Origin of the sequence: Flavobacterium sp., from assembly GCF_028689845.1 — a bacterium.
Taxonomy (GTDB): domain Bacteria; phylum Bacteroidota; class Bacteroidia; order Flavobacteriales; family Flavobacteriaceae; genus Flavobacterium.
Genome location: NZ_JAQVCH010000005.1, coordinates 1 through 23,706, shown reverse-complemented (window position 1 = coordinate 23,706; position 23,706 = coordinate 1). Strand labels below are relative to the sequence as shown.

24 protein-coding genes, 1 tRNA gene and 1 pseudogene are annotated in these 23,706 nt (G+C 34.4%); 15 read left to right on the top strand and 11 right to left on the bottom strand.

The annotated features are described in order from the left end of the window. Nucleotides 1-132: 132 nt before the first annotated feature. Nucleotides 133-708, top strand: coding sequence for a pseudouridine synthase (locus PHR76_RS03280; protein WP_300058531.1), 576 nt, complete (start codon nucleotides 133-135; stop codon nucleotides 706-708). A 3-nt stretch (nucleotides 709-711) separates the two neighbouring features. On the opposite strand, the gene PHR76_RS03275 is transcribed toward PHR76_RS03280, so the two are convergent. Continuing rightward, nucleotides 712-1,188 (bottom strand): TspO/MBR family protein, encoded by a 477-nt coding sequence (locus PHR76_RS03275; protein WP_300058529.1) that lies wholly within the window; start codon nucleotides 1,186-1,188, stop codon nucleotides 712-714. An 84-nt stretch (nucleotides 1,189-1,272) separates the two neighbouring features. Here PHR76_RS03275 and PHR76_RS03270 point away from each other — a divergent pair, with 84 nt between their 5' ends. The 5 genes from PHR76_RS03270 (at nucleotide 1,273) to PHR76_RS03250 (ending at nucleotide 5,748) form a co-directional block, all read left to right on the top strand. Continuing rightward, entirely contained in the window at nucleotides 1,273-2,355 is a 1,083-nt protein-coding gene (locus PHR76_RS03270) for a diphosphomevalonate decarboxylase (protein ID WP_300058527.1), read from the top strand. Nucleotides 2,356-2,456: 101 nt separating this feature from the next. Next, complete coding sequence (locus PHR76_RS03265; RefSeq protein ID WP_300058525.1) at nucleotides 2,457-3,395, top strand: mevalonate kinase; 939 nt, start codon at nucleotides 2,457-2,459, stop codon at nucleotides 3,393-3,395. An 88-nt stretch (nucleotides 3,396-3,483) separates the two neighbouring features. After that, complete coding sequence (locus PHR76_RS03260; protein WP_300058523.1) at nucleotides 3,484-4,404, top strand: geranylgeranylglycerol-phosphate geranylgeranyltransferase; 921 nt, start codon at nucleotides 3,484-3,486, stop codon at nucleotides 4,402-4,404. Nucleotides 4,405-4,486: 82 nt separating this feature from the next. Next, a complete protein-coding gene (locus PHR76_RS03255) occupies nucleotides 4,487-5,386 on the top strand; it encodes a pseudouridine synthase (protein WP_300058522.1) in 900 nt (299 codons plus the stop codon). Further along, nucleotides 5,386-5,748, top strand: a complete 363-nt coding sequence (locus tag PHR76_RS03250) for a nuclear transport factor 2 family protein (RefSeq protein WP_300058520.1) — start codon at nucleotides 5,386-5,388, stop codon at nucleotides 5,746-5,748. The genes PHR76_RS03255 and PHR76_RS03250 overlap by 1 nt, the downstream gene beginning before the upstream one ends. 65 nt (nucleotides 5,749-5,813) lie before the next feature. On the opposite strand, the gene PHR76_RS03245 is transcribed toward PHR76_RS03250, so the two are convergent. Further along, on the bottom strand, nucleotides 5,814-7,874 hold the full coding sequence (locus PHR76_RS03245) for a M3 family metallopeptidase (protein ID WP_366143566.1): 2,061 nt from the start codon (nucleotides 7,872-7,874) through the stop codon (nucleotides 5,814-5,816). A 562-nt stretch (nucleotides 7,875-8,436) separates the two neighbouring features. Next, nucleotides 8,437-8,518, bottom strand: a tRNA-Leu gene (locus tag PHR76_RS03240). 206 nt (nucleotides 8,519-8,724) lie between these two features. Here PHR76_RS03240 and PHR76_RS03235 point away from each other — a divergent pair. After that, nucleotides 8,725-10,113, top strand: coding sequence for a dipeptidase (locus PHR76_RS03235; protein ID WP_300058516.1), 1,389 nt, complete (start codon nucleotides 8,725-8,727; stop codon nucleotides 10,111-10,113). Between the two features lie 258 nt (nucleotides 10,114-10,371). On the opposite strand, the gene PHR76_RS03230 is transcribed toward PHR76_RS03235, so the two are convergent. From PHR76_RS03230 to ruvC, 5 genes are all read right to left on the bottom strand, one after another. After that, nucleotides 10,372-10,740, bottom strand: coding sequence for an MmcQ/YjbR family DNA-binding protein (locus PHR76_RS03230; protein WP_300058514.1), 369 nt, complete (start codon nucleotides 10,738-10,740; stop codon nucleotides 10,372-10,374). 2 nt (nucleotides 10,741-10,742) lie between these two features. Then, complete coding sequence (locus PHR76_RS03225; RefSeq protein WP_300058512.1) at nucleotides 10,743-11,249, bottom strand: GNAT family N-acetyltransferase; 507 nt, start codon at nucleotides 11,247-11,249, stop codon at nucleotides 10,743-10,745. Next, entirely contained in the window at nucleotides 11,249-12,019 is a 771-nt protein-coding gene (locus tag PHR76_RS03220; RefSeq protein ID WP_300058510.1) for a cyclase family protein, read from the bottom strand. The genes PHR76_RS03225 and PHR76_RS03220 overlap by 1 nt, the downstream gene beginning before the upstream one ends. 124 nt (nucleotides 12,020-12,143) lie before the next feature. Continuing rightward, nucleotides 12,144-13,301, bottom strand: coding sequence for a radical SAM family heme chaperone HemW (gene hemW, locus PHR76_RS03215; RefSeq protein ID WP_300058508.1), 1,158 nt, complete (start codon nucleotides 13,299-13,301; stop codon nucleotides 12,144-12,146). Between the two features lie 204 nt (nucleotides 13,302-13,505). Then, on the bottom strand, nucleotides 13,506-14,057 hold the full coding sequence (gene ruvC, locus PHR76_RS03210) for a crossover junction endodeoxyribonuclease RuvC (protein ID WP_300058506.1): 552 nt from the start codon (nucleotides 14,055-14,057) through the stop codon (nucleotides 13,506-13,508). A gap of 56 nt (nucleotides 14,058-14,113) precedes the next feature. On the opposite strand from ruvC, the gene PHR76_RS03205 reads away from it, so the two are divergent. The 7 genes from PHR76_RS03205 (at nucleotide 14,114) to clpX (ending at nucleotide 20,857) form a co-directional block, all read left to right on the top strand. Then, nucleotides 14,114-15,067, top strand: a complete 954-nt coding sequence (locus PHR76_RS03205) for a lysylphosphatidylglycerol synthase domain-containing protein (protein ID WP_300058503.1) — start codon at nucleotides 14,114-14,116, stop codon at nucleotides 15,065-15,067. Continuing rightward, the gene (locus tag PHR76_RS03200; protein WP_300058501.1) at nucleotides 15,067-16,149 is read left to right on the top strand and encodes a glycosyltransferase; all 1,083 of its coding nucleotides are present in this window, start codon (nucleotides 15,067-15,069) and stop codon (nucleotides 16,147-16,149) included. The genes PHR76_RS03205 and PHR76_RS03200 overlap by 1 nt, the downstream gene beginning before the upstream one ends. A 67-nt stretch (nucleotides 16,150-16,216) precedes the next feature. After that, nucleotides 16,217-16,981, top strand: a complete 765-nt coding sequence (locus PHR76_RS03195) for an alpha/beta fold hydrolase (protein ID WP_300058499.1) — start codon at nucleotides 16,217-16,219, stop codon at nucleotides 16,979-16,981. Nucleotides 16,982-17,015: 34 nt separating this feature from the next. Further along, on the top strand, nucleotides 17,016-17,360 hold the full coding sequence (locus tag PHR76_RS03190) for a phage holin family protein (RefSeq protein ID WP_300058497.1): 345 nt from the start codon (nucleotides 17,016-17,018) through the stop codon (nucleotides 17,358-17,360). A 104-nt stretch (nucleotides 17,361-17,464) separates the two neighbouring features. Then, a complete protein-coding gene (gene tig, locus PHR76_RS03185) occupies nucleotides 17,465-18,790 on the top strand; it encodes a trigger factor (protein WP_300058495.1) in 1,326 nt (441 codons plus the stop codon). A gap of 94 nt (nucleotides 18,791-18,884) precedes the next feature. Continuing rightward, a complete protein-coding gene (gene clpP / locus PHR76_RS03180) occupies nucleotides 18,885-19,544 on the top strand; it encodes an ATP-dependent Clp endopeptidase proteolytic subunit ClpP (protein ID WP_300058493.1) in 660 nt (219 codons plus the stop codon). An 80-nt stretch (nucleotides 19,545-19,624) separates the two neighbouring features. Continuing rightward, nucleotides 19,625-20,857, top strand: coding sequence for an ATP-dependent Clp protease ATP-binding subunit ClpX (clpX, locus tag PHR76_RS03175; protein WP_300058491.1), 1,233 nt, complete (start codon nucleotides 19,625-19,627; stop codon nucleotides 20,855-20,857). Nucleotides 20,858-20,876: 19 nt separating this feature from the next. Here the strand turns inward: clpX and PHR76_RS03170 are convergent, their stop codons facing one another. Both PHR76_RS03170 and PHR76_RS03165 read right to left on the bottom strand, forming a co-directional pair. Further along, nucleotides 20,877-21,038, bottom strand: a complete 162-nt coding sequence (locus PHR76_RS03170) for a hypothetical protein (protein WP_300058489.1) — start codon at nucleotides 21,036-21,038, stop codon at nucleotides 20,877-20,879. Then, nucleotides 21,035-22,567: a GH3 auxin-responsive promoter family protein gene (locus tag PHR76_RS03165; RefSeq protein ID WP_300058487.1), complete on the bottom strand. Its 1,533-nt coding sequence runs from the start codon at nucleotides 22,565-22,567 to the stop codon at nucleotides 21,035-21,037. Before PHR76_RS03165 ends, PHR76_RS03170 begins: the two co-directional genes overlap by 4 nt. A 129-nt stretch (nucleotides 22,568-22,696) precedes the next feature. Here PHR76_RS03165 and PHR76_RS03160 point away from each other — a divergent pair, with 129 nt between their 5' ends. Next, complete coding sequence (locus tag PHR76_RS03160) at nucleotides 22,697-23,491, top strand: DUF2797 domain-containing protein (protein WP_300058485.1); 795 nt, start codon at nucleotides 22,697-22,699, stop codon at nucleotides 23,489-23,491. Between the two features lie 111 nt (nucleotides 23,492-23,602). Here the strand turns inward: PHR76_RS03160 and PHR76_RS03155 are convergent. Beyond that, nucleotides 23,603-23,706 (bottom strand): annotated as a pseudogene (locus tag PHR76_RS03155) (IS1595 family transposase); the annotation flags it as partial.

Genomic DNA, 23,706 nt, shown 5'->3' with positions numbered 1-23,706 from the left:
TAGCAGGTTTAGTAGTTAGACCAATGAAAAGCTTTCCCGTTTCGGGATGGCTTTTTTGCTTTAGAAAAGTTATTCTGCTCTCTTTGTTATTCCGACTATTGAAGGAATTTCATTGCGTATTTGTACATTAAAATGATAAACCACCGTCACTTTTTAATCCATAAACCCTTCGGCTATCTTAGCCAATTTATTTATGAATTGAAACGAACCAAAAAACTTTTGGGTGAATTACATGATTTCCCCGCTGGAACCATGGCAATCGGCCGTTTAGATGAAGATTCTGAAGGTTTATTGCTACTCACCACCGATGGAATGATGAGTGAAGTTGTTCGCAGTAAAAAAGTCGAAAAGGAGTATTATGCCCAAGTAGATGGAATTATCACGCAAGAAGCCGTAGAACAACTGCAAAAAGGCGTTTTGATTGGGTTTAAAGGCACTAAATATAAAACTAAACCATGTCAAGCAACTCGTATTGAAGTCCCCAATTTCCCCGCCCGTTCTCAAAAAATCCGTGATGAACGACACGGGCCAACTTCATGGGTTTCTATTACACTCACCGAAGGAAAATTTAGACAAGTTAGAAAAATGACCTCCGCCGTGGGTTTTCCAACCTTGCGATTAATAAGAGTTCGCGTGGGAAACATCCAATTAGCTGATTTGAATGTAGGGTGTGTGAAAGAAATTAATGCTATTTTAGAAATTCTCTAAATTTTACTTGTTTAACCACCAAATACTTGCGTTCAACAATGTCGCAAAACTCACCCATAAAATATAGGGAATCAGTAATTTACTCGCTAGTGAATCAATGGGTTTAAACACTTTCATGGTTTCAAAAATGAGTAGCCAAAGCAGTAAAATTTCGATTAATGCGAGTAACGGATTTTGCATCCCAAAAAATAAAAAACTCCATAATGCATTCAAAATAAGCTGAATTGCAAAAACCCAAAGTGCTTTTTTAACCAGTTTAGGCATATTGTCCATTTTACTCCAAATTATTCCGGCACTAATTCCCATCAAAATATATAATGTAGTCCAAGCAGGTGCAAAAAGCCAGTTGGGCGGATTAAAAAAAGGTTTTTCTAAAGTAACATACCAAGTTTCAATAGCCGATTGGGTCACAATACCAGAGCCATATCCTACGGCTAAGCAGACAACAACCAAGATGATAATTTTGACAGTTTTTGACATCGTTTCTTTTTATCCAAAAATAACAAATTCAATAAGGAGTAGAAAGCAATTAAGCAAAAAATGTATCTTTACAGCAAAAAAAAGATGCAATCTTCTATTGATTTTATTCCGCAAGCATATCCTAAAACCCTTGAAAAAGGCAGTTTTACAGCTTCTGCACCAAGTAATATTGCGTTGGTAAAATACTGGGGTAAAAAAGAAAATCAAATTCCAGCAAATCCTTCGTTGAGTTTTACGTTAAAAAATTGTAAAACGATTACGAAACTGGATTTCTCAAAAATTCAACCTAACGAAGGTTTTTCTTTTGATTTGTTGTTTGAAGGTGCTCCGAAACCCGCTTTCCGCCCTAAAATTCAACAATTTTTTGAACGAATTGCGATCTATCTCCCTTTTTTAAAAACGTATCATTTTGTGATTGATACACAAAATACATTTCCGCATAGTTCTGGAATTGCTTCCTCAGCATCCGGAATGGCAGCGTTGGCTTTTACTTTGATGGGAATAGAAAAAGCATTGAATCCCTCAATGACAGAAGATTATTTTTTTCAAAAAGCATCTTTTCTGGCTCGTTTAGGTTCTGGAAGTGCTTGCAGAAGTCTAAAGGGCGAAGTCGTAATTTGGGGAAATCATGCAGAAACGCCAAGCAGCTCCAATTTATTTGGTGTCGCTTATGAATCGGTTCATCCTTATTTTCATCGATATCAAGATACTATTTTATTGGTGGATAAAGGTGAAAAACAGGTTTCCAGTACGGTAGGACACGATTTGATGAACGACCATCCGTATGCTGAAAAACGGTTTGAACAAGCTCATCATAATTTAACGAAACTGAAAGAAATTCTAACTAATGGTGAATTAACAGAATTTATTCAATTGGTTGAAAGTGAAGCCCTAACACTTCATGCGATGATGATGACTTCGAGGCCTTATTTTATTTTGATGAAGCCCAATACGCTAGAAATTATTCATAAAATATGGAAATTTCGGGAACTAACAACTATTCCTGTTTGCTTCACTTTAGATGCTGGTGCAAACGTTCATGTGTTGTATCCCGCCAACTTTCAGGAGAAAGTTTTGCAATTTATTAAGAATGAATTAGTTGTATATTGTCAAAATGGGCAGTATATTTGTGACGAAATTGGCGATGGTGCACTGTTTTTGAATTAAAAAGTATATCTTTATTAAAATTTAGCAACATCATTTTTCGTTCGATTAAATAAAATTAATAGCATACGCTTATTTTAGAAAAAAATAAATAAAAAAAGTACATGAAAGGACCACTTTTTTACTCAAAAATTCTTCTTTTCGGTGAATACGGAATTATAAAAGATTCAAAAGGACTTTCTATTCCTTATAATTTTTATAATGGTGCTTTAAAAGTGTCTGAGAATCCTTCTGCTGAAGCCATTAAATCAAATGAAAGTTTAAAGCGGTTTTCAGATTATTTAGCAAAATTACAAGAAGAACAGCCAGAATTAGTGCGTTTTAATTTGAAAAATCTTTATCAAGATATTGCCCGTGGAATGTATTTTGATTCTTCCATTCCGCAAGGTTATGGCGTGGGAAGTAGCGGTGCTCTGGTTGCTGCTTTTTATGATAAATATGCCGATGATAAAATTACCGTTTTAGAGAATTTAACCCGTGAAAAATTATTGCAATTAAAAGCGATTTTTGCTCAAATGGAATCTTTTTTTCATGGAAAAAGCTCTGGTTTAGATCCGCTTAACAGCTATTTGAGTTTGCCTATTTTAATTAATTCTAAAGATAATATTGAACCAGCAGGCATTCCGTCACAAGTAACTTCTGGCAAAGGAGCGGTGTTCTTGTTAGATTCTGGTATCGTGGGCGAAACAGCTCCGATGGTTACTATTTTTATGGAAAACTTAAAAGACCAAGGTTTTCGAAGAATGTTGAAAAGTCAGTTTGTGAAACATACCGATGCGTGTGTTGAAAATTTCTTGCAAGGCGATATGAAATCTTTATTTGCCAATACTAAAAAACTGTCAAAAGTTGTTTTAAATAATTTTAAACCGATGATTCCGGAGCAATTCCACACCATTTGGCAAAAAGGAATTGATACCAACGACTACTATTTAAAACTTTGTGGTTCTGGTGGTGGCGGCTATATTCTTGGCTTTACCCAAGATTTAGAAAAAGCAAAATCAACTTTAAAAGACTATAAACTAGAAGTAGTTTATCAATTTTAACTCCACTAAATAAAGTAAAAATCAAAACAATTCGTTTTGATTTTTTTATATACCTATGGCATTAAACAGAAAAAATAAATTGATTTTAATGAAAATAGTCAGTTTGTTTTCTGTGGTGCGTGGTTACAATATTCCGATTATTATTTTAGCTCAATATTTAGCTGCCATCTTTATTTTATCGCCAAATGTAAGAGCATTAGAGGTTTTATTAGATTTTCATTTGTTTCTTATTGTATTGGCATCTTCTGTAACCATTGCTTCGGGCTATATCATCAATAGTTTTTATGATAGCCAGAAAGATTTAATTAATAAGCCAAACAAAACAATGCTAGACCGTTTGGTTTCGCAAAAAACAAAACTCTATGTTTATTTTGGCTTAAACTTTTTTGTTTTTTTTATTTCGATGTTTATTTCCTGGAGAGCGGTCTTGTTTTTTTCGGTTTATATTTTTCTGATTTGGTTTTATTCACATAAAGTAAAAAAATATCCAATTGTTGGTAATCTAATGGCTGCTTTTTTGGCTGTTCTTCCTTTTTTCGGTATTTTATTGTATTATTTTAAAGTAGAAGGTTTACTCGAAAATGTGAGTAACGAAAAATATTATGTCATTACAGCTCATGCTGCCTTTTTATTTATATTGATTTTAATCCGAGAAATGATTAAAGATTTAGAAAATATAAAAGGCGATATTGTATCTAATTATCAAACGATTCCAGTAATTTTAGGGGAAGTTTTTTCGAAACGAATCATAACTTTTTTAGTGTTTTGTTCGATAATTCCAGTCTACGTACTTATTGAAGTCTATGATGTGGGTTACATGGATATCTATTTTTATCTTAGTTTTATTGCGTTGATTTTTTTCTTGCTTAAACTTTGGAAATCCAATTCAAAAGAAAGTTATTTACTCCTCCATCTCATAATTAAATTTATTATAGTGGCGGGTGTTTTTAGTATCGTCTTGATAAAACCTTCTGTCTTAATTCATGGCAAAGCTGTTTTGTCCATTTAAAAAAGCAATAACATTTTAGCTGATTTTTACTCTTAATGAAAAACCAAGTTCGAATTGCGTATCTTTGCAAAAATATTGAACAATGAACAAAAAAGACGGAAGCAGCAGAAAATCAACTTCCAACAGAACTACAAAAGGAAAACCAGGAGGTTTTAGTAAGCCAAAACCTGCCATGGCCAAACGGTCTCAAAAGCCTAAAAAGGCGGGAGATACTCCAGTAGCTGGAGAAAAATCCACAAAAGCAGTAACACCAGCCAAACCAAAAGTAAAATCGGATGATATTCGATTAAATAAATATATTGCAAATTCAGGAGCTTGTTCGCGTCGAGATGCCGATATTTATATTCAATCAGGTAATGTAAAAGTAAATGGAATTGTTGTCACAGAAATGGGTTATCAAGTAAAACCTGGCGATGTGGTTAATTTTGATGGCTCTACCATTATTCCAGAACGAAAAGAATACATTTTATTAAATAAACCAAAAAACTTTACGACTTCGGTAGAAGACGACCGCGATATGCGAAATGTTTTTGAATTGGTCAAAAACGCAACAAAAGCGAGAATACAAGCTATTGGTAGAATGGACAAAAACACAACGGGTTTATTGTTGTTTACTAATGATACGGATATGATTCGTAAATTTGGATTGCCAAATCAAAAATCGCCTAAAATTTATCACGTTTCTCTTGATAAAAATTTAAAATTTGAAGATTTAGAAAAAATTGCAGGAGGTGTTTCGTTTGATGAACACCGCCTATATGTTGATGAAATTAGTTATATCGATGACCAACCGAAAACAGAAATCGGAATTAAACTTCGTACACCGAATGTAAAAGTAGTACGGGCGATTTTTGAAAAATTTAGTTATGATGTTATTAAGGTAGATCGCGTATCCTTTGCGGGATTAACTAAAAAAAATCTCCCAAGGGGAAATTGGCGATTCTTAACAGAACAGGAAATCATTAATCTTAAGAATTTTTAATGAATTCGGCCGTCAATATGTCGATTGCCTATAAATGGTTTGAGGCATTTAATAATCATAACTTGGACCAATTATTGTCGCTTTATGATGAAAAAGCACAGCATTTTAGTCCGAAATTAAAAATAAGAAAACCAGAAACAAACGGACTTGTAGAAGGAAAAGAAGCGATGCGAACCTGGTGGAAAGAGGCTTTTGACCGACTTCCAACCTTGAAATACCAAGTCACTTCATTAACCGCTAATGAAACACGTGTTTTTATGGAATATGTTCGCTCTGTCAATGATGAACCCGATTTGTTAGTGGCAGAAGTGCTCGACATCAGAGACGGAAAAATTGTCTTTTCAAGAGTGTACCACGGATAACTAAAAAATCCCGATTGAGCAATTCAAATCGGGATTTTTTTTGGAATTAATCGTAACCTAATTTATTATTTTGTGGGCGAATTTAATCCGCGTTTTTTCAACAATGGCTCAATACTTGGCTCGCTACCTCTGAATTTTTTATACAATTCCATCGGCTCTTCGGTACCACCTTTTTCAAGAATTTGAGTTCTAAATAAATTGGCTTTTGTTGGGTCAAAAAGAGACGTTTTCTTAAATTGATCAAACGCATCGGTGTCTAAAACACCCGACCAAATATAACTATAGTAACCTGCGGAATAGCCACCGGCAAAGACATGGCTAAAATAATTGGCTTTGTGTCTTGGAATGATAGACGGAATTAATCCGATTTTTTTCATTGAAGCGGTTTCAAAATCTGCGGCAGAACCTGTTAAAGGTGACGTTAGTGTGTGAAAATCCATATCTAAAAAAGCAGATGCTAAATATTCAACGGTTGCAAATCCTTGACCATAAGTGCCTGAATTTTCAATTTTTTGAAGTAAAGCGTCTGGAATAACTTCGCCTGTTTTATAATGTTTCGCATACATTTTTAGGACTTCTGGGTCGGTTGCCCAATTTTCCATGACCTGTGAGGGCAATTCTACAAAATCTCTCGGGACATTAGTTCCTGATAAACTTTTATAAGTCACATCAGATAATAAGCCATGCAAGGCATGTCCGAATTCATGAAAATACGTTGTTACTTCATCAAAAGTGAAAAGAGCCGGCGTGTCTGCTGTTGGTTTAGAAAAATTACAAACAATCGAAATAATTGGAGCAATTCGTTTGCCCTCTTCTTTACTTTGCTGCTTGTAAGAAGTCATCCAAGCTCCGCCTCGTTTAGAGGCTCTTGGGTAAAAATCCATATAGAGTAAACCTAAATGTTTGCCGTTTTTTTCGGTGACTTCCCAAACGGTAACGTCATTATGATATGTTGGCACCTCTTTTACTTGTTTAAATTGTAAACCATATAATTTATCGCAAACCATAAAAACACCATTGGTTACGGCATCTAAGCTAAAATAGGGTCGCAATTCCTGCTCTTCCAAATCGTATTTTTCTTTTCGTATTTTTTCGCTGTAATACCGCCAATCATAAGGTTGAACCGCATCTTGAATTCCGTCAGCTACCATCATTTGTTTGATTTCAGCTTCTTCTATTTTTGATTTTTCTAAGGCTGGAGTCCATAATTGATTTAGAAATTCCATTACTTTTTCAGGCGATTTTGCCATACTTTCTTCTAAAACATACTGAGCATGGGTTTTATAACCTAGTAAGTTGGCTTTTTCTAATCTTAAATTCGAAATTTGGATGGCGTTGGCGTTGTTGTCAAAAACATTTCCGTTGTTACAGCGATTTTGATAAGCCTCCCAAATTTCTTTACGTAATGCACGATTGGAGCTGTATTGCAAAAAAGGCATGACGCTCGAATTAGAGAGTGTAATCACCCATTTCCCATCTTTTCCTTTTCCTTTTGCTGTTTCAGCAGCGGCTATAATCAATTCTTCTGGAAGTCCCTCTAATGCATCTTTTTTAGTGACAACATATTCGTAATTATTGGTTTCGGCTAAGATATTTTGTCCAAATTTTAAAGTCAACACCGCCAATTCACTGTTGATGTTTCGAAGTTTAGCTTTGTCTGTATCAGATAAATTGGCTCCGCTTCGAACAAAACGCTTAAATGTTTTTTCTGCTAATTTTTGTTGCTCTACGGTGAGATTGAGTTGCTCTTTTTGATTCCAAACAGTTTTTACTCTTAAAAAAAGTTTATCATTCAGATAAATATTGTCATTATGAGCTGAAATTTTCGGTGCAACAGTATTGGCGATTTCTTGAATTTCCGCATTTGTATTAGCCGAATTGATATTATAAAAAACGGTAGAGACTTTGTCAAGGAGTTCACCCGAATTTTCTAAAGCAACGATGGTGTTTTCAAACGTGGGCAAGCTTTTATTATTCGCGATAATATCCACTTCTTTCCGCTGTTGCGAAATCCCCTCCATAATAGCGGGCTGGTAATGCTCGTTTTTGATTAAATGAAAAGGCGGAACACCAAAAGGTGTTTTATAGACCGATAAAAACGGATTGCTTGCGTAAACTGCTTTCATTTCTTGTGCATTTATCTGGTTAGTGATTAATCCAACGGATAGCAGTAAAAAAAACTGATTTTTCATTGTACTACGTAATTTTCGACTAAAATAAGCGTAATAGTTAAGTTGCATTTTGAATTAACTAAATTTTATGAATAATGACCAGTAAGCATTCTGCTTGTTGAATCTTTTTAATGAGAAGTTTTTTCACTTCTCAACTTCCTTAGCATCTGTCTCCCTTGCCTTTAATTTTAACATTATGAAAGTAATGCCATTTATTTTTATTGCGGTTTTATTTTTAACTTCTTGTTCCTAGATATTGATGATAATTTGGTCAAGCCGCCTCCGGCTTTTTATTATCCGATAAGCAGATTTATTCCTTTTTATAGCAATGGGAGTACCGAATTTCTCCCTATTATTTTGGATAACGAAGCTATTTTTTATGTTAAACAATTCCTATTATAGGGAAAAATATATTTGAAGAAAAAGATAAAAATTAAATTTTTAGGGGAATAGTGGGAGAATATAAAAACAAAAAACCCCTAAAACATTGGCTCTAAGGGATTTATAAATTTTTATGTGCGGATAATAGGACTCGAACCTACACGCCTTGCGGCACCAGATCCTAAGTCTGGCATGTCTACCAATTTCACCATATCCGCAAAATTTGTGAGTGCAAATATACTGCTTTTTTTTAAATTCCAAATGGGAAATTCCAAATTCCAATAAAAAAATTTCAACTTCAAATTTCAGCAATTTTTGACTATTTCGAAAACGCCTAGTTTGTCGTAGCATTTAGAATTTGCAGTTTCATTATTGGAATTTTAAATTTTCAATTCGTATATTTGATTTTATTATACAATTTACTATGAACAACATAAAAAACTACGTTCAACAACACAAAGAACGATTTATTTCTGAATTAATTGAATTACTCAAAATACCTTCGGTGAGTGCAGATTCTGCCTATGCCCATGATGTAATTGCTACCGCCGATGCCGTGAAAGCAAGCCTTGAAAAAGCAGGTTGTGATTTTGTTGAACTTTGTGAAACACCTGGATATCCAATTGTTTACGGAGAAAAAATCATCGACAAAAATTTGCCTACCGTTTTAGTCTATGGTCATTATGATGTGCAGCCGCCCGACCCAATGGAATTGTGGACATCGCCCCCTTTTGAGCCTGTTATTAAAACAACCGAAATTCATCCAGAAGGAGCCATTTTTGCTCGTGGAGCTTGTGATGACAAGGGACAAATGTATATGCACGTGAAAGCTTTTGAATACATGATTGCAAATGATTGCTTGCCTTGTAACGTGAAATTCATGATTGAAGGTGAGGAAGAAGTCGGTTCTAAAAGTTTGAGCTGGTTTGTAGAACGTAACCAAGAAAAATTAGCCAACGATGTCATTTTAATTTCCGATACGGGAATGATTTCCAACGAACAGCCTTCTATCACAACCGGTTTACGCGGTTTAAGTTATGTCGAAGTTGAAGTAGCTGGTCCAAACCGCGATTTACATTCTGGTTTATATGGCGGTGCCGTTGCCAATCCAATCAATGTGTTGACTAAAATGATTGCTTCGCTTCACGATGAGAATAACCACATTACCATTCCCGGTTTTTACGAAAAAGTAGAAGAATTAACCACTGCAGAAAGAGCAGAAATGGCCAAAGCTCCGTTTTCATTAGAAAAATATAAAAAATCAATTGACATTGGTGATATTTATGGTGAAGCGGGATATACTACAAACGAACGGAATTCCATCCGACCGACATTAGACGTTAACGGAATTTGGGGTGGCTACACTGGCGAAGGTGCAAAAACCGTAATTGCCAGTAAAGCTTTTGCTAAAATTTCGATGCGTTTAGTACCGCACCAAGATTGGGTAGAAATCACCGAATTATTTACCAAACATTTTGAAAGTATCGCCCCTAAAGCGGTGAAAGTTAAAGTAACGCCGCATCATGGCGGACAAGGTTATGTAACGCCAATTGACAGTATTGGCTACCAAGCGGCAAATAAAGCCTATACAGAAACATTTGGTGTGCCTGCAATTCCGGTTCGATCTGGAGGAAGCATCCCGATTGTGGCTTTGTTTGAAAAAGAATTGAAATCGAAAACAATTTTAATGGGCTTTGGTTTAGATTCAGATGCGATTCATTCACCCAACGAGCATTTCGGAATTTTCAATTACCTTAAAGGAATCGAAACGATACCGTTGTTTTATAAATATTTTGTGGAGTTGAGCAAATAGTCTCTCGCAAAGACGCAAAAATATCAATCCGTTTATTCTTCATTGAGTAAGCGGATTTTTTATGGCCCCAAATCGGGCTGTACGTTGCAAGTCCTCACTAAAAACACCATTTTTTAAAAGCCAAAAAGAGCTTTTTTCAGTCGCTTTTTTAGCATAAAAAAAATTGGTGTTTTTGGTTCCGGGCTTTCTACTGCCATCCCGGGTGCGAGAAGGTGTACAAATCTTTCTAGTGTTTCAAATCATAGAAAAGCTATATAATTACGTTTTTAAATCAATTTCACTTTGAATTTTCTTCGTCAAACTAGAAAAAATCAATTCATACGAATGGTCAATAAGTTCACGCATCATTTTATCTGAAACATCACTGTGAAAAGCAACGGTATTCCAATGAATTTTACTCATGTGATACCCTGGCAAAATGGCGTCGAACTGGGCTCGAAGTTCGAGAGCTTTTTCGGGTTCACATTTTAAGTTTAACGATGGCGTTCCGTTTTCCCATTCTTTTAAGGAAGTCAAACAGAACAATTTTCCACCTACTTTAAATACAAGCGTATCTTCATCAAATGGAAAATGCTCGGTGACACCCTTTTTTGATTGACAATATTCGTAAAGTTGTTGAATGTTCATTTTTAAATTTTTATTTCAAATAAGGCAAAAGCTCCGTCCTTGTAATGTGCCGGAAGTTCCTTTGTCCATTCTATTTCGCTAATTCCTTTAAAAGTAAATCCGCATTTTATATAATAGTTGTTTAAAAGCTCATTGCCACTCGTAGTGTCTAGCCGAACATATTTTTTTCCTATTCCTTTGGCATAATCAATTACCCAATTCGTGATTTTTTGAACATAATTACGACCTCTAAAATCAGGATGTGTGGCAATTCTATGGATATAAATTGCAGGTTCTTTGTTTGCTTCTTTCCAAATAATAGGATCGCTAAAAGCAAGTACAAAAGTGCCGGTAATTTGATTATCTTCTCGGATGATAAAATGCCTTTTTTCGGCTATTTCTTCTTCAATCATTGTACGTTCAAAACCTTTCCAACTATTCGTTCCCACTTTCTTCTGAAAACGAGTGGCGGCTTCATAAAGCTCGAAAATAAGGGCTATGTCATTCTTTTGACTCGCTATAATTTCCATTAATTATGTTCAATTTTATACAAAATGGGCTTACTCGGACTCGCATCGTTCTCAAACGAAGCAATTTGTAAATTTAATAAATAAGTTCCGTCGTTTACCTCTTCCTCAACAAAAATTAACTCGGTAATCGTTGCATTTTTTCGTGCCTCACCATTCAACTCATTTACATCTTTTACATTCCAAAATGCTTTGTGAGCCAATAATTTTCCGTCGTCTTTTTCTTTGTCTACGCTTGGTAAGTCGATTAACAAATGTTGAATACCGCTTTCGCGTATAAATTCAGCCGCTTCTTCATGCAAATAAGGCGGATTAGTATGGGAATAATTCTTTGTTTTTTTTTCGTCTACATTCGGTAATGTTCGAATGACAATGGCTTCCGGTTTTGTATTTCCCAATGCTTTTTCGACTTGGCTTTTGGTAATTACAAAATCTTCTCCTTGTTGCTCGGGTTGAATAGAAATGAGTTCCGCTGTAAAAAAGAATGATTTCAGCGTTTGATTAATGCTGAAAAAATCTTTGGTAATATGACCCAAACATTCAGTGTGCGTTCCATGTCCGTGCGGATTAAAAAAAATATTGTTGAAATTGGTCGAACTTCCTTCAGCAACTTTCCCAATCCAATCACCAGATTTTACGGGTTCAATTTGTGGTTTTTCAATATACCAGGCAATCGGATTTGAATCGTCATTGGTTAACGGTAGCGAAATATCAATAGGTTTTAATAAATCGACTCGGAAGGCTTTGTTTAGGTGGGTGATGGTAGCTAACATATTTTTATTTTAACCGCAAAGATTTGCAAAGTAAATTGTATGTGTTTTTATAACCGCAAAGTACGCTAAGACGTTTAATGGTGATGATAAATTTTAGTAAACCTTTGCGTACTTTGTGGTTAATTTATTCCAAATTTAATAAAAATAAATCTGAAGCAATTCCATCACTCAAAAACTTTCCTTTTCGAGTTGTTCGCAAGATGTTTTCATCCACAAAAAGCAAATGGTCTTCGATATATTTTGCTGCTTGTTGGTTGAGGTAATCCAAATAATTCTGTCCAAATTCGGTTTTAATTCGTTCGAGAGAAATTCCCCAAATGGTTCGCAATCCCGTCATCACATATTCATTATATCGATCGGTTGTTGATAGCGTTTCTGTTTCAAGCGGTAATTTTCCTTCTTGAATAGCTTTAAGGTATAACGCATTATTCGACACGTTCCAGCCGCGTATTTTACCATCATAACTATGTGCCGATGGACCGATGCCGAGGTATTTTTTACCCAACCAATAACTAGAATTGTTTTTTGAAAAATAGTTTTCTTTTCCAAAATTGGATAATTCGTAGTGGATGAATCCAGCTTCTTCAAGTTTTTCGACTAAGATTTCGAAATGCTCTTGGGCAACTTCATCTTCTGGTGCAGCAATAATTCCTTTTTGAATAAACGAATGCAAAGCAGTTTTTGGCTCTACCGTTAAAGCATAACTCGAAATATGCGGAATATCAAAAGATAAGGCCGTTTCAATATTTTGAATCCATTTTTCGTTACTCATACCCGGAATGCCGTAGATTAAATCAAGCGAAATGTTATCAAAATAGGTTGAGGCTTCTTCAAGACATTTTTTTGCTTCATTCGCATTGTGAGCCCGATTCATCATTTTCAAATCGTCTTCAAAAAAAGATTGAATGCCTATTGAAAGGCGGTTTATGCCGATTGCTTTGAGCTCTTCAAAGCGATTTTTTTTTTCTTGGAATGACAAGTCGGAAGTTAAGTCGTCTGGATTGGCTTCGAGCGTAATTTCTGGATTGTCAACTACTTTATAATTGGCATAAACTTCATCAATCAACAATCGCAAATCAACAATCGTTAATGTACTTGGGGTTCCACCACCAAAATAAATAGTTTCTATCGTATCGAATTCAGCTTCATTTTTACGCAAAGCAATTTCTTTCGCTAAAGCCAAAATCATTTCGTCTTTCTTTTTCATGGAAGTCGAAAAATGAAAGTCGCAGTAATGACAAGCTTGTTTGCAAAAGGGGATATGGATGTAGATTCCTGACATTTTTTAATTTGAAAATTGATTAATTTGAAAATTTGGAAATGGAATAGCGTACTGAAAATAATTTTCAAATTGGCACATTTTCAAATTATCTAATTCTCGATTCATTATTCTTTACAAAAGCATTTACTCTTTCTTCTTGAAATTTATTAATTTGGAAATGGAATAGCGTGCTGAAAATAATTTTCAAATTGGCACATTTTCAAATTATCTAATTCTCGATTCATTATTCTTTACAAAAGCATCCCAGCCGGTATAACTTTTTTCGCCCACTACTTTCCCAGAATTAAAAAAATGACAAACTGCAGCGGCTAATCCATCGGTGGAATCGAGGTTTTTGGGCAATTCTTTTAATCCTAACAATTGTTGCAGCATTTTGGCAACCTGTTCTTTGCTGGCATTTCCGTTTCCGGTGATGGCCATTTTTATCTTTTTAGGTTCGTATTCCGTAATTGGAATTTGTCGTGATAATCCAGCGGCCATCGCAACGCCTTGAGCTCTTCCGAGTTTGAGCATGGATTGCACATTTTTGCCAAAAAAAGGAGCTTCAATGGCAATTTCGTCCGGATGATGGGTTTCGATGAGTTCGATGGTTCGCTCAAAAATTACTTTTAATTTGGTGTAGTGGTCATCGTACTTACTCAAAATTAACTCGTTCAACTGAATGAATTCCATTTTTTTATGGACGACTTTAATTAAACCAAAACCCATAATGGTGGTTCCAGGGTCAATTCCTAATATGATGCGTTCGTTTGTCAAAAGATTTTATTTCAGGTTTAAAGCTTCAAGTTCAAAGTTTTTGTTACTTTGCAAGAATGATTTCAATAGCACACAAAGCTAAACATTTCTTATTGGTTCTCACTAAATTTTTATTGGTGGGCTTTGCTTTTTATTACTTATACTCCCAATTTCAAGATAAAAACGCTGTAAATTTCAAATGGATAACCGCAAAAATATCTTTTTTTAGTTTTGTTGGAATCGTGCTACTTAGCTTATTAAATTGGTTTTTTGAAATTTTAAAATGGAAAAATTTGGTGTCTAGTTTTCATAAAATTTCTTTTAATCAAGCTGCCGAACAATCGCTTGGTTCGTTAACCGCATCAATATTTACGCCGAATAGAGTAGGAGAATACATCGCAAAATGTCTTTATTATTCCAAAGAAAAATCCAAAAGAATCGTTTTCTTGAATTTTTTAGGCAATTTCACACAGATGATGGTTACCGTACTATTTGGACTAGTAGGGTTGCTGTTTTATTTTGTATTATCCCCTTTTAATTTAAATTTTCTTATCCAAGAAAGTGGTTTTTTGTTTTGGTTGCCCGTGCTACTTGTACTTGTTTTTTTAATTTTACTTTTTTATTTCAAACGGCTAAATTTTTATGGTTTTTCTATTGAGAAATTAAAAATTAAAATGCAACTTTTCCCTGCTCGAAAACATTTTGCAAATGTGCAATATTCGTTCATTCGTTACCTGCTTTTTTCGCATCAATTTTATTTTTTATTGCTTATTTTTCAAGTGGAAATTCCATATCCAGATGCGATGTTGACTATTTTTACGATGTATTTTTTAGCGTCGATTATACCGAGTATTCATTTAATGGATGTCGTGATTAAAGGCAGTGTTGCCGTTTTTTTATTCGGGAATTTAGGGGTGAATGAATGGATAATTCTTTCTGTAACATTGGCGATGTGGTTTTTAAATTTAGTAATTCCAGTAGTCATTGGCAGTTTTTATGTTCTAAAATATAATCCAAATCGAAAAGCCTGATGATTTTTATTTATTTCTCCATTACGTGTTATATACTGCTGTGTTTTTGGCTTTTTAGCGGTTTTAAAAAGGTAAAGAAAGGATTTCCTAAACAATCAAAACCAACCCATTTCTTTTCGATTATTATTCCTTTTCGGAATGAAGCAAAACAATTGTCAACGCTAATTAAATCGATAGAAGCATTGGATTATCCACTGTCTCAAATGGAAGTTCTATTTGTAGATGATGATTCTACAGACGGATTTCAGTTTCCAATACTTAACTTTTCGCATCAAATTCTTCATTTAAATCGAATTTCTAAATCGCCCAAAAAAGAAGCGATTCTAAAAGCGATTCCGTTAGCAAAATATGATTGGATAGTAACCACTGATGCCGATTGTATACTGCCGAAAAATTGGTTAACCGATTTAAGTGAGTATATCGAAAGTACCCAAAAAGAAATGGTGGCTGGCCCCGTTTTTTTTAAACCGACAGCTTGTTTTCTGAATGATTTTCAACAAAATGAGATGCTGGCTTTGCAAGCCGTTACAGTTGGAAGCTTTGGGTTAGGAAAACTATTTATGTGCAACGGGGCTAATTTTGCCTATACCAAAAAGCTATTTGAAAACCTTAACGGATTTCAAGGAAATGAAGATCAACCAAGTGGTGATGATGTTTTTTTATTGCAAAAAGCAGTTGCTCAATTTCCAGAAAAAGTGGGTTTTTTACTAAAATCTTCTTTTGTGGTGCAAACGCAAGCTGCGGCTACTTGGAAAGCACTTTTTGAACAACGCGTACGTTGGGCTGGAAAATCAACGGCTTATACAAGTGTTTTCGGAAAGCTGGTTGCTTTATTTGTTTTTATAGCTAATTTAAGTGTGTTATTAAGTCTTCCATACCTGTTTTGGGGTCATTATGAATTACTGTTTCTTTTCTTGATTAAAGTTTTAATTGATGTTTTATTAGCTAATCAAGCAGCTCAACTGTATCAAATTCAACAGCGAAAGGTTTTATTAACGGCTTTGGTTTATCCATTTTTTAGCACTTTTGTAGCTATTTATTCCTTGTTCGGTAATTATACATGGAAAGGAAGAGCGTTTTAATCACTTGTTCATCACTCTAAAAAAGTGTAACTTGCCTCTTTATTACATTCAATAAAAAATTTAAAAAATGTTGTATTCAAAAATTGAAGGTTCAGGAAAACCCTTGTTAATTCTCCATGGTTTTTTGGGAATGTCTGATAATTGGAAAACTATTGGTACTCAATTTGCCGAAAATGGATTTCAAGTTCACATGCTTGATTTGCGAAATCACGGACGAAGTTTTCATGCAGAAGGTTTTTCTTACACCAATATGGCAGAAGATATTGTGGCTTATTGTCAATTTCATCAATTGACTAAGATTGATATTATTGGCCACTCCATGGGTGGAAAAGTGGCGATGTTTTTAGCCGCAACACATCCTATTTTAGTTGAAAAATTAATTGTAGCAGACATTGGTCCAAAATATTATAAGCCGCATCATCAAGAAATTTTAGCGGGTTTAAACGCGGTAGATTTTACACAAAAACCGGAGCGGAGTGACGTAGATGAACTACTAAAAAAATATATTCCAGATTTTGGAACACGTCAATTTTTAATGAAAAGTTTGTTTTGGAAAGAACCGGGGCAATTAGATTTTCGTTTTAATTTAGCTGTTTTCAATCAAAAAATAGAAGAAGTCGGTTCCGCTTTGCCCAATGATTTGCATTTTGAGAAAGCGACTTTGTTTATTCGTGGCGGAAATTCAAGATATATACTTGACGATGATTTTCAAGCTATTCAAAAACAATTTCCAAAAGCAGAATTTGTAACCATTCCTAATGTTGGCCATTGGCTTCATGCTGAAAATCCCGCACTTTTTTATGAATTTGCATTCAACTTTTTAAAAGCATAATATTTTTTTGTATTTTTATTAAAAATTAATAGAGATGAATTTACTTATTAGAATTTTAATTACGGCAGGATTAGTGATGTTAATCGCTTATTTGTTACCGGGCGTTCACGTTGAAAGTTATGTGCAATCAATTTATGTAGCCATTATTTTAGGACTGCTTAATTTATTTGTTAAACCTATTTTGGTGCTTCTAACGTTGCCAGTCACCATCTTGACGCTGGGCTTATTTTTATTAGTAATCAATGCTTTGATTGTGATGCTGTGTAGCAACATTGTTGGCGGTTTTCATGTAGAATCGTTTTGGACAGCGTTGTTCTTCAGTGTTATTCTCTCTGTTTTTCAGACTATTGCCTATAAAATAACAGGAGGCGATTCGTAGATTAGTAAGGCTGATTTACTAAAATTCAATCGGATAAAAACTTGGTTGGGTTGCAAAAAATTTATACTTTTGCAACCCAATTTATAGTTTATAAATCACAAGAGATGAATATTACAAGAACTAATGTGGATGCTTTGAACGCGGTAGTTACCGTAGAAGTTTCCAAAAATGATTATGCTGCCAAAGTTGAAAAAGTATTGGCTGATTATCGTAAAACCGCTTCGATTCCTGGTTTTAGAAAAGGAGCAGTGCCAATGAGTTTAATTCAAAAACAATATGGAAAAGCCGTTTTGTTAGAAGAAGTAAACAAAGTATTGCAAGAAAATTTGAATAAGTATTTAACCGAAGAAAAATTAGATATTTTAGGAAATCCACTTCCAAAAGTAAGTGAGGATTTTGATTGGAATAAAGAAGATTTTTCCTTTGATTTCGAATTGGGATTAGCTCCTGAGTTTTCTGTTGATTTGTCAGCAAAAAACAACTTGACGAGCTATAAAATTATTGCCGACGATAAAATGTTGAATGATCAAATCGAACGTGTTCAAAAACAATACGGAAAATTGATTTCTAAAGATACCGTTGAAGAAGGCGACGATTTAAAACTGACTTTTACGAATGAAGCAAACGGAATCAATAATTCAACTTCTATCGAATTAGACGTTTTTAAAGATAAAAAGACGGCTAAAAAATTTATCGGGAAAAAAGTTGGTGATGTAGTTGAACTAGAAACCAAAGGTTTATTTGACGACGACCATAAGTTGATGGATTATCTAAAAGTAGACCATGATGCAGTGCACGGTTTAGATATTATTGTTTCTGCAACCATTGATGGTGTTACAAACAGCGAAAAAGCAGAATTAAATCAAGAATTATTTGATAAATTATTTGGCGAAGGAGTGGTTTCTTCTGTTGAAGAAGTAAAAGCAAAAATTAAAGAAGACGCAGAAAAGCAGTTCATGCAACAAGCGGATCAGAAATTTCTAAATGACGTAACTGAATTTTTATTAGAAAATACCAAATTCGATTTACCTTCTGAATTTTTAATTAAGTGGCTTCAAAATTCTGGAGAGAAACAACTAACTGCAGCAGAAGCAAAAGCAGAATTTGAAAAATCAGAGAAAGGATTGCGTTACCAATTAATTGAAGGTAAAATAATGACTGAGAATCAGTTGCAAATTAATTTCGAAGATTTAAAAGCGTTTACTACGGAGTTAATTAAGAAGCAAATGGCTCAATTTGGCCAAATGAATCCAACGCAAGAGGATATTGATGGAATTGTAGCCAGAGTACTTTCTAACCAAGATGAAGTACGCAGACTATCAGAACAAGTAATGAGTGAAAAAATGCTTAATTTGTTCAAAGATAAAGTAAAAGCAAAATCAAAAGAAGTTTCTTACGAAGAGTTCGTTAAAGAAATGTATGGAGAATAAAAATAGTAAAAAAAGTAGTATCTTTGAGCGTCTAATGTATATTTGACGCTCTTTTACATTGAAAAGGAGCACAACTAAAAGTATTATTTCAAAGATGAATATAGGAAAAGAATTTAAAAAATATGCAACGAAACACCATGGTGTGAATAGTATGTATTATGATAAAATTGTAAGCGGTATGACTCCTTACATTATTGAAGAACGTCAGATGAATGTCTCACAATTGGACGTTTTTTCGCGTTTAATGATGGACAGAATTATCTTTCTGGGAACAGGCGTAGATGATTATGTAGCCAATATAATTCAAGCCCAATTGTTATTTTTAGAAAGTGTAGATGCTTCTAAAGATGTTCAGATTTATATCAATTCCCCTGGCGGAAGTGTTTATGCTGGACTTGGAATTTATGATACCATGCAATACATCAAACCAGATGTTGCAACCATTTGTACAGGAATGGCCGCCTCGATGGGAGCTGTTTTGTTATGTGCTGGAGCAGAAGGAAAACGTTCTGCGTTACCTCATTCTCGTGTGATGATTCACCAACCTTCTGGCGGAGCTCATGGAGTTGCCACCGACATGGAAATCAATTTGCGTGAAATGTTGAAATTAAAAAATGAATTATATCAAATCATTTCGCAACATTCAGGACAAGACTTTGATCGAGTGCATAAAGATAGCGAACGCGACTATTGGATGATAGCTGATGAAGCAAAAGAATACGGAATGATTGATGAAGTTTTACGAAGAAAATAAACTAGGTTTAAAGTTTTAATTCTAAAGTTATATTAAGATGACTTTCGACTTTTCGACTTTCGACTTTTGACTATAAAAACATGGCAAAAGAAATGCTAGAATGCTCTTTCTGTGGAAGAAAGAAACCAGAAACCAATTTGTTAATTGCGGGTATTGATGCTCACATTTGTGATAAATGTATCGACCAAGCACACGGAATTGTTTTGGAAGAACTCAAGCAAAACAAACATTCTCATGGTTTAGGAGATTTAGTGCTCAAAAAACCAAAAGAAATCAGAGCGTTTTTAGACCAATATGTTATTGGACAAGATCAAACTAAAAAAGTAATGTCGGTTGCAGTGTACAATCACTACAAACGATTAATGCAAAAAAACAACGATGATGACGTCGAAATTGAAAAAAGCAACATCATCATGGTCGGACAAACGGGAACTGGAAAAACGCTAGTGGCCAAAACAATTGCTCGAATGTTAGGTGTTCCGTTAACCATTGTAGATGCTACTGTTTTAACAGAAGCGGGTTATGTTGGCGAAGATGTGGAAAGTATCTTAACACGTCTTCTTCAAGTGGCAGATTATGATGTTGCTAAAGCAGAACGAGGTATTGTTTTTATTGATGAGATTGATAAAATTGCTCGTAAAAGCGATAATCCTTCCATTACGCGTGACGTTTCTGGGGAAGGTGTTCAACAAGCCTTATTAAAATTGCTAGAAGGAACCGTAGTTAATGTACCACCAAAAGGGGGAAGAAAACATCCAGACCAAAAATTCATTGAAGTTAATACTCAAAATATTTTATTTATTGCCGGAGGAGCTTTTGACGGTATTGAACGCATTATCTCCAAAAGATTAAATCGCCAAGCGGTTGGTTACAGTGCTTCGGCTAATGTAGATCAAATCGATAAAGATAATTTGATGCAATATATCATTCCAAAAGACATCAAAGATTTTGGTTTAATTCCAGAAATAATAGGGCGTTTACCAGTTTTATCTTATATGAATCCGTTAGATAGAGAAACGCTACGTTCCATTTTAACAGAGCCTAAAAACGCACTAATTAAACAGTATGCGAAACTCTTTGCAATGGATGACGTTACCTTTACTATTTCTGAAGAAGCATTAGATTATATTGTTGAAAAAGCATTGGAATATAAATTAGGAGCTCGTGGTTTGCGTTCGCTTTGTGAAGCAATTTTAACCGATGCTATGTATGATTTGCCAAGCTCAGATGAAAAAACATTGCATATCGAAAAAAGTTATGCAGAACATACGCTAAACAAAAACATGTTACAACGATTGAAAGCTGTTTCTTAAATTTTGCTTACAATTTAAATTAAACTAATCCTGAGGTTTTTACTTCAGGATTTTTTATGAAGTCAATTTTGTGATTTTCCTTTTGTAGATTAATATCACAGCCTCTTGGACCACATCCTAATCTTCTAGGGCCACAAGAATAGAACGTTACTAAAATTAAAAGTAGAAGTAGTTTTTTCATGTGAGTGGTGGTTCTGCAAATTGCATTTTTAATAGTTGTTCTAGGTAAGTCCGCTCATTAGATAAACGCGGAATTTTGTGTTGACCGCCTAATTTATCTCTTTCTTTTAACCAATCATAAAATAAATTCTGTCGGGCCACATTAATTACTAACGGATTTAAAGTCATATTGTTGCGTCTTTTGGCTTCATAATCAGAATTTAACGATTGCAAGGTTTCATCTAAAACTTTATGGAAGTAAGACATGCTTTCTGGCATCGTTTTAAACTCGATAATCCATTCGTGTGCTCCTTTTTCTTTTCCTTCCATAAAAATTGGAGCAACGGTATAATCAACAACTTGCGAATCTGTTTCTAGACATGCCTTTGCAATGGCTTGATCGGTGTTTTCTACAATCAATTCTTCTCCAAACACATTGATAAAGTGTTTTGTTCTTCCCGTTACTCGAATACGGTGGGGACTCAAAGAGGTAAACCGAACCGTGTCGCCAATTTGATAACGCCACAAACCAGAATTTGTCGTAATGATAACAGCATAATTTTTAAATAATTCTACATCCGCTAAACGCACAACTTTTTGGTGGTCTGTCTCAAAAGTATCCATCGGAATGAATTCATAAAAAATGCCATAATCTAACATTAACAATAAATCATTGGAATAGTTTAGGTCTTGTATGGCAAAAAAACCTTCGGAAGCATTATAAATCTCATAATAATTAAAATCTTTTCGCGGAAATAATTTTTTGTACTGCTCGCGGTAGGGGTCAAAACTTACGCCTCCATGAAAATATACTTCTGCATTAGGCCAAATTTCAGTCAGATTTGTTTTTCCAGTTACTTCTAAAGCTTTATTAAGAAGCACCATCATCCAGGAAGGAACACCTGCTAAACTTGTAACATCTTCGTGAATTGTTTCTTGTACAATGGCCATCATTTTAATTTCCCAATCGCCCATGAGTGAAACCCGGTTGCAGGGTGTCGAACTAAATTCGGCCCAAATAGGCATATTGTCAATTAGAATGGCCGATAAATCTCCAAAAAAGGTATTGTTGTCTTCATACAACTCTTTGCTTCCACCAAGACGCAAACTTTTTCCTACAAACAATTGTGAATCCTCATTGTTGTTTAAATATAAACTCAATAAATCCTTACTCGCTTTATAATGACAATTTTCTAAAGCTTCATTACTCACAGGAATAAATTTACTTTTTGCATTCGTGGTACCGCTCGATTTTGCAAACCATTTAATGGAAGTGGGCCAAAAAATATTCTGCATCCCTTTTCGAGTTTGTTCAATCATTGGTTCTAAATCTTCATACTTAGAAATAGGAACCCGTTGTGTAAAAGTATCATAATTCAAAACGGAATTAAATTGGTATTGTCTTCCAACCACTGTGTTTTCTGCTATTTTTAATAAAGCAAATAGTAATTCTTCCTGCACTTCATTGGGATATTTAATAAACAATTCAATTTGATGAATTCGTTTTTTTAATATCCAAGTCGCAATAGAATTGATAATTGGTAGCGGCATTTTAATTTATTTTAATAATGTTTTGAGGTTAGAGTTGAATTTTGATAAGACAAAACTTAACTTTACAACCTTATCAAAAATAATAATTTTTGGTGTACGATGAACGTTTAATAGAAAACTTTATTCTAAATGATTTACGAAGGAGTGCTTACAAAAATGCAGACTGAATATGGAAATCCTATTCAATATTATTTAGTATTTGAAAATAGTTTTTTAAATATGAATCAATTGCTTGCTAAAGAAATAGAAATTAGCTTTCAAGGCTATCAATGTTTAAATTGTGGCAAGAAGAAGAAAATTTTCAGACAAGGTTATTGTTATGACTGTTTTATGTCGAGTGCTTCTGTTGGTGATTGGATTATGAAACCCGAATTGAGTACGGCTCATTTAGACATTGAAGATCGTGATTTGACATATGAACGCAAAGTACAGCTGCAACCACATATTGTTTATTTGGCATTGTCAAGCGAAGTAAAAGTGGGCGTAACAAGAGGGACGCAAGTGCCCACGCGTTGGATAGATCAAGGAGCAGTGCAAGCTATTCCAATTGTAGAAGTCCCAAATCGCTATCTGGCTGGAATTGCAGAAGTTGCCCTTAAAAATCACTATGCCGATAAAACAAATTGGCAAAAAATGCTCAAAAACGAGGTGCCAAACGTCGACTTAGTTCAAGAGCGAATTCATTCTGCAACATTTTTACCTTCTGAAGTGCTTCCTTATTATAGTGAAAATGATGCACATCTTTATGAATTAAATTTTCCTGTTTTAACTTATCCAAAAAAAGTGAATAGCTTAAGCTTAGAAAGAACACCTGTTTTTAATGGAAAATTAATGGGAATCAAAGCACAATATCTGCTTTTTGATGACGGTACTGTTTTTAATGTGCGAACTTTTGAAGGATATCTAGTGAAGATTCAAGTATAAGTTATTGACTATTTCGTTTTCGAAATTCTCTTTTTAATTTCGGAATAAAAAAAACATAAAATACTGACTTTAGTCATGTTTTATATTTTTTTTTTGATTGTCCGTTTTTTGTCATAATCCTGTAATGCCAGCAATTACTAATCTATCGAATAGTTTTTCTTCAAAATATCTTCTATTTAACTTGTAAACAAACTCATTTAGATATAATTGAAGAT

Excerpts from the sequence above, each read along its gene's own strand:
- PHR76_RS03265 (WP_300058525.1), top strand. The coding sequence starts at position 2,457 with ATGAAAGGACCACTTTTTTACTCAAAAATTCTTCTTTTCGGTGAATAC.
- PHR76_RS03200 (WP_300058501.1), top strand. The coding sequence starts at position 15,067 with ATGATTTTTATTTATTTCTCCATTACGTGTTATATACTGCTGTGTTTT.
- PHR76_RS03170 (WP_300058489.1), bottom strand. The coding sequence starts at position 21,038 with ATGAAAAAACTACTTCTACTTTTAATTTTAGTAACGTTCTATTCTTGT.
- PHR76_RS03260 (WP_300058523.1), top strand. The coding sequence starts at position 3,484 with ATGAAAATAGTCAGTTTGTTTTCTGTGGTGCGTGGTTACAATATTCCG.
- PHR76_RS03190 (WP_300058497.1), top strand. The coding sequence starts at position 17,016 with ATGAATTTACTTATTAGAATTTTAATTACGGCAGGATTAGTGATGTTA.
- PHR76_RS03230 (WP_300058514.1), bottom strand. The coding sequence starts at position 10,740 with ATGAACATTCAACAACTTTACGAATATTGTCAATCAAAAAAGGGTGTC.
- PHR76_RS03275 (WP_300058529.1), bottom strand. The coding sequence starts at position 1,188 with ATGTCAAAAACTGTCAAAATTATCATCTTGGTTGTTGTCTGCTTAGCC.
- PHR76_RS03225 (WP_300058512.1), bottom strand. The coding sequence starts at position 11,249 with ATGGAAATTATAGCGAGTCAAAAGAATGACATAGCCCTTATTTTCGAG.
- PHR76_RS03255 (WP_300058522.1), top strand. The coding sequence starts at position 4,487 with ATGAACAAAAAAGACGGAAGCAGCAGAAAATCAACTTCCAACAGAACT.
- tig (WP_300058495.1), top strand. The coding sequence starts at position 17,465 with ATGAATATTACAAGAACTAATGTGGATGCTTTGAACGCGGTAGTTACC.
- hemW (WP_300058508.1), bottom strand. The coding sequence starts at position 13,301 with ATGTCAGGAATCTACATCCATATCCCCTTTTGCAAACAAGCTTGTCAT.
- PHR76_RS03235 (WP_300058516.1), top strand. The coding sequence starts at position 8,725 with ATGAACAACATAAAAAACTACGTTCAACAACACAAAGAACGATTTATT.
- PHR76_RS03245 (WP_366143566.1), bottom strand. The coding sequence starts at position 7,874 with ATGAAAGCAGTTTACGCAAGCAATCCGTTTTTATCGGTCTATAAAACA.
- PHR76_RS03270 (WP_300058527.1), top strand. The coding sequence starts at position 1,273 with ATGCAATCTTCTATTGATTTTATTCCGCAAGCATATCCTAAAACCCTT.
- PHR76_RS03280 (WP_300058531.1), top strand. The coding sequence starts at position 133 with ATGATAAACCACCGTCACTTTTTAATCCATAAACCCTTCGGCTATCTT.
- PHR76_RS03165 (WP_300058487.1), bottom strand. The coding sequence starts at position 22,567 with ATGCCGCTACCAATTATCAATTCTATTGCGACTTGGATATTAAAAAAA.
- clpP (WP_300058493.1), top strand. The coding sequence starts at position 18,885 with ATGAATATAGGAAAAGAATTTAAAAAATATGCAACGAAACACCATGGT.
- PHR76_RS03195 (WP_300058499.1), top strand. The coding sequence starts at position 16,217 with ATGTTGTATTCAAAAATTGAAGGTTCAGGAAAACCCTTGTTAATTCTC.
- clpX (WP_300058491.1), top strand. The coding sequence starts at position 19,625 with ATGGCAAAAGAAATGCTAGAATGCTCTTTCTGTGGAAGAAAGAAACCA.
- PHR76_RS03205 (WP_300058503.1), top strand. The coding sequence starts at position 14,114 with ATGATTTCAATAGCACACAAAGCTAAACATTTCTTATTGGTTCTCACT.
- PHR76_RS03250 (WP_300058520.1), top strand. The coding sequence starts at position 5,386 with ATGAATTCGGCCGTCAATATGTCGATTGCCTATAAATGGTTTGAGGCA.
- PHR76_RS03160 (WP_300058485.1), top strand. The coding sequence starts at position 22,697 with ATGATTTACGAAGGAGTGCTTACAAAAATGCAGACTGAATATGGAAAT.
- PHR76_RS03220 (WP_300058510.1), bottom strand. The coding sequence starts at position 12,019 with ATGTTAGCTACCATCACCCACCTAAACAAAGCCTTCCGAGTCGATTTA.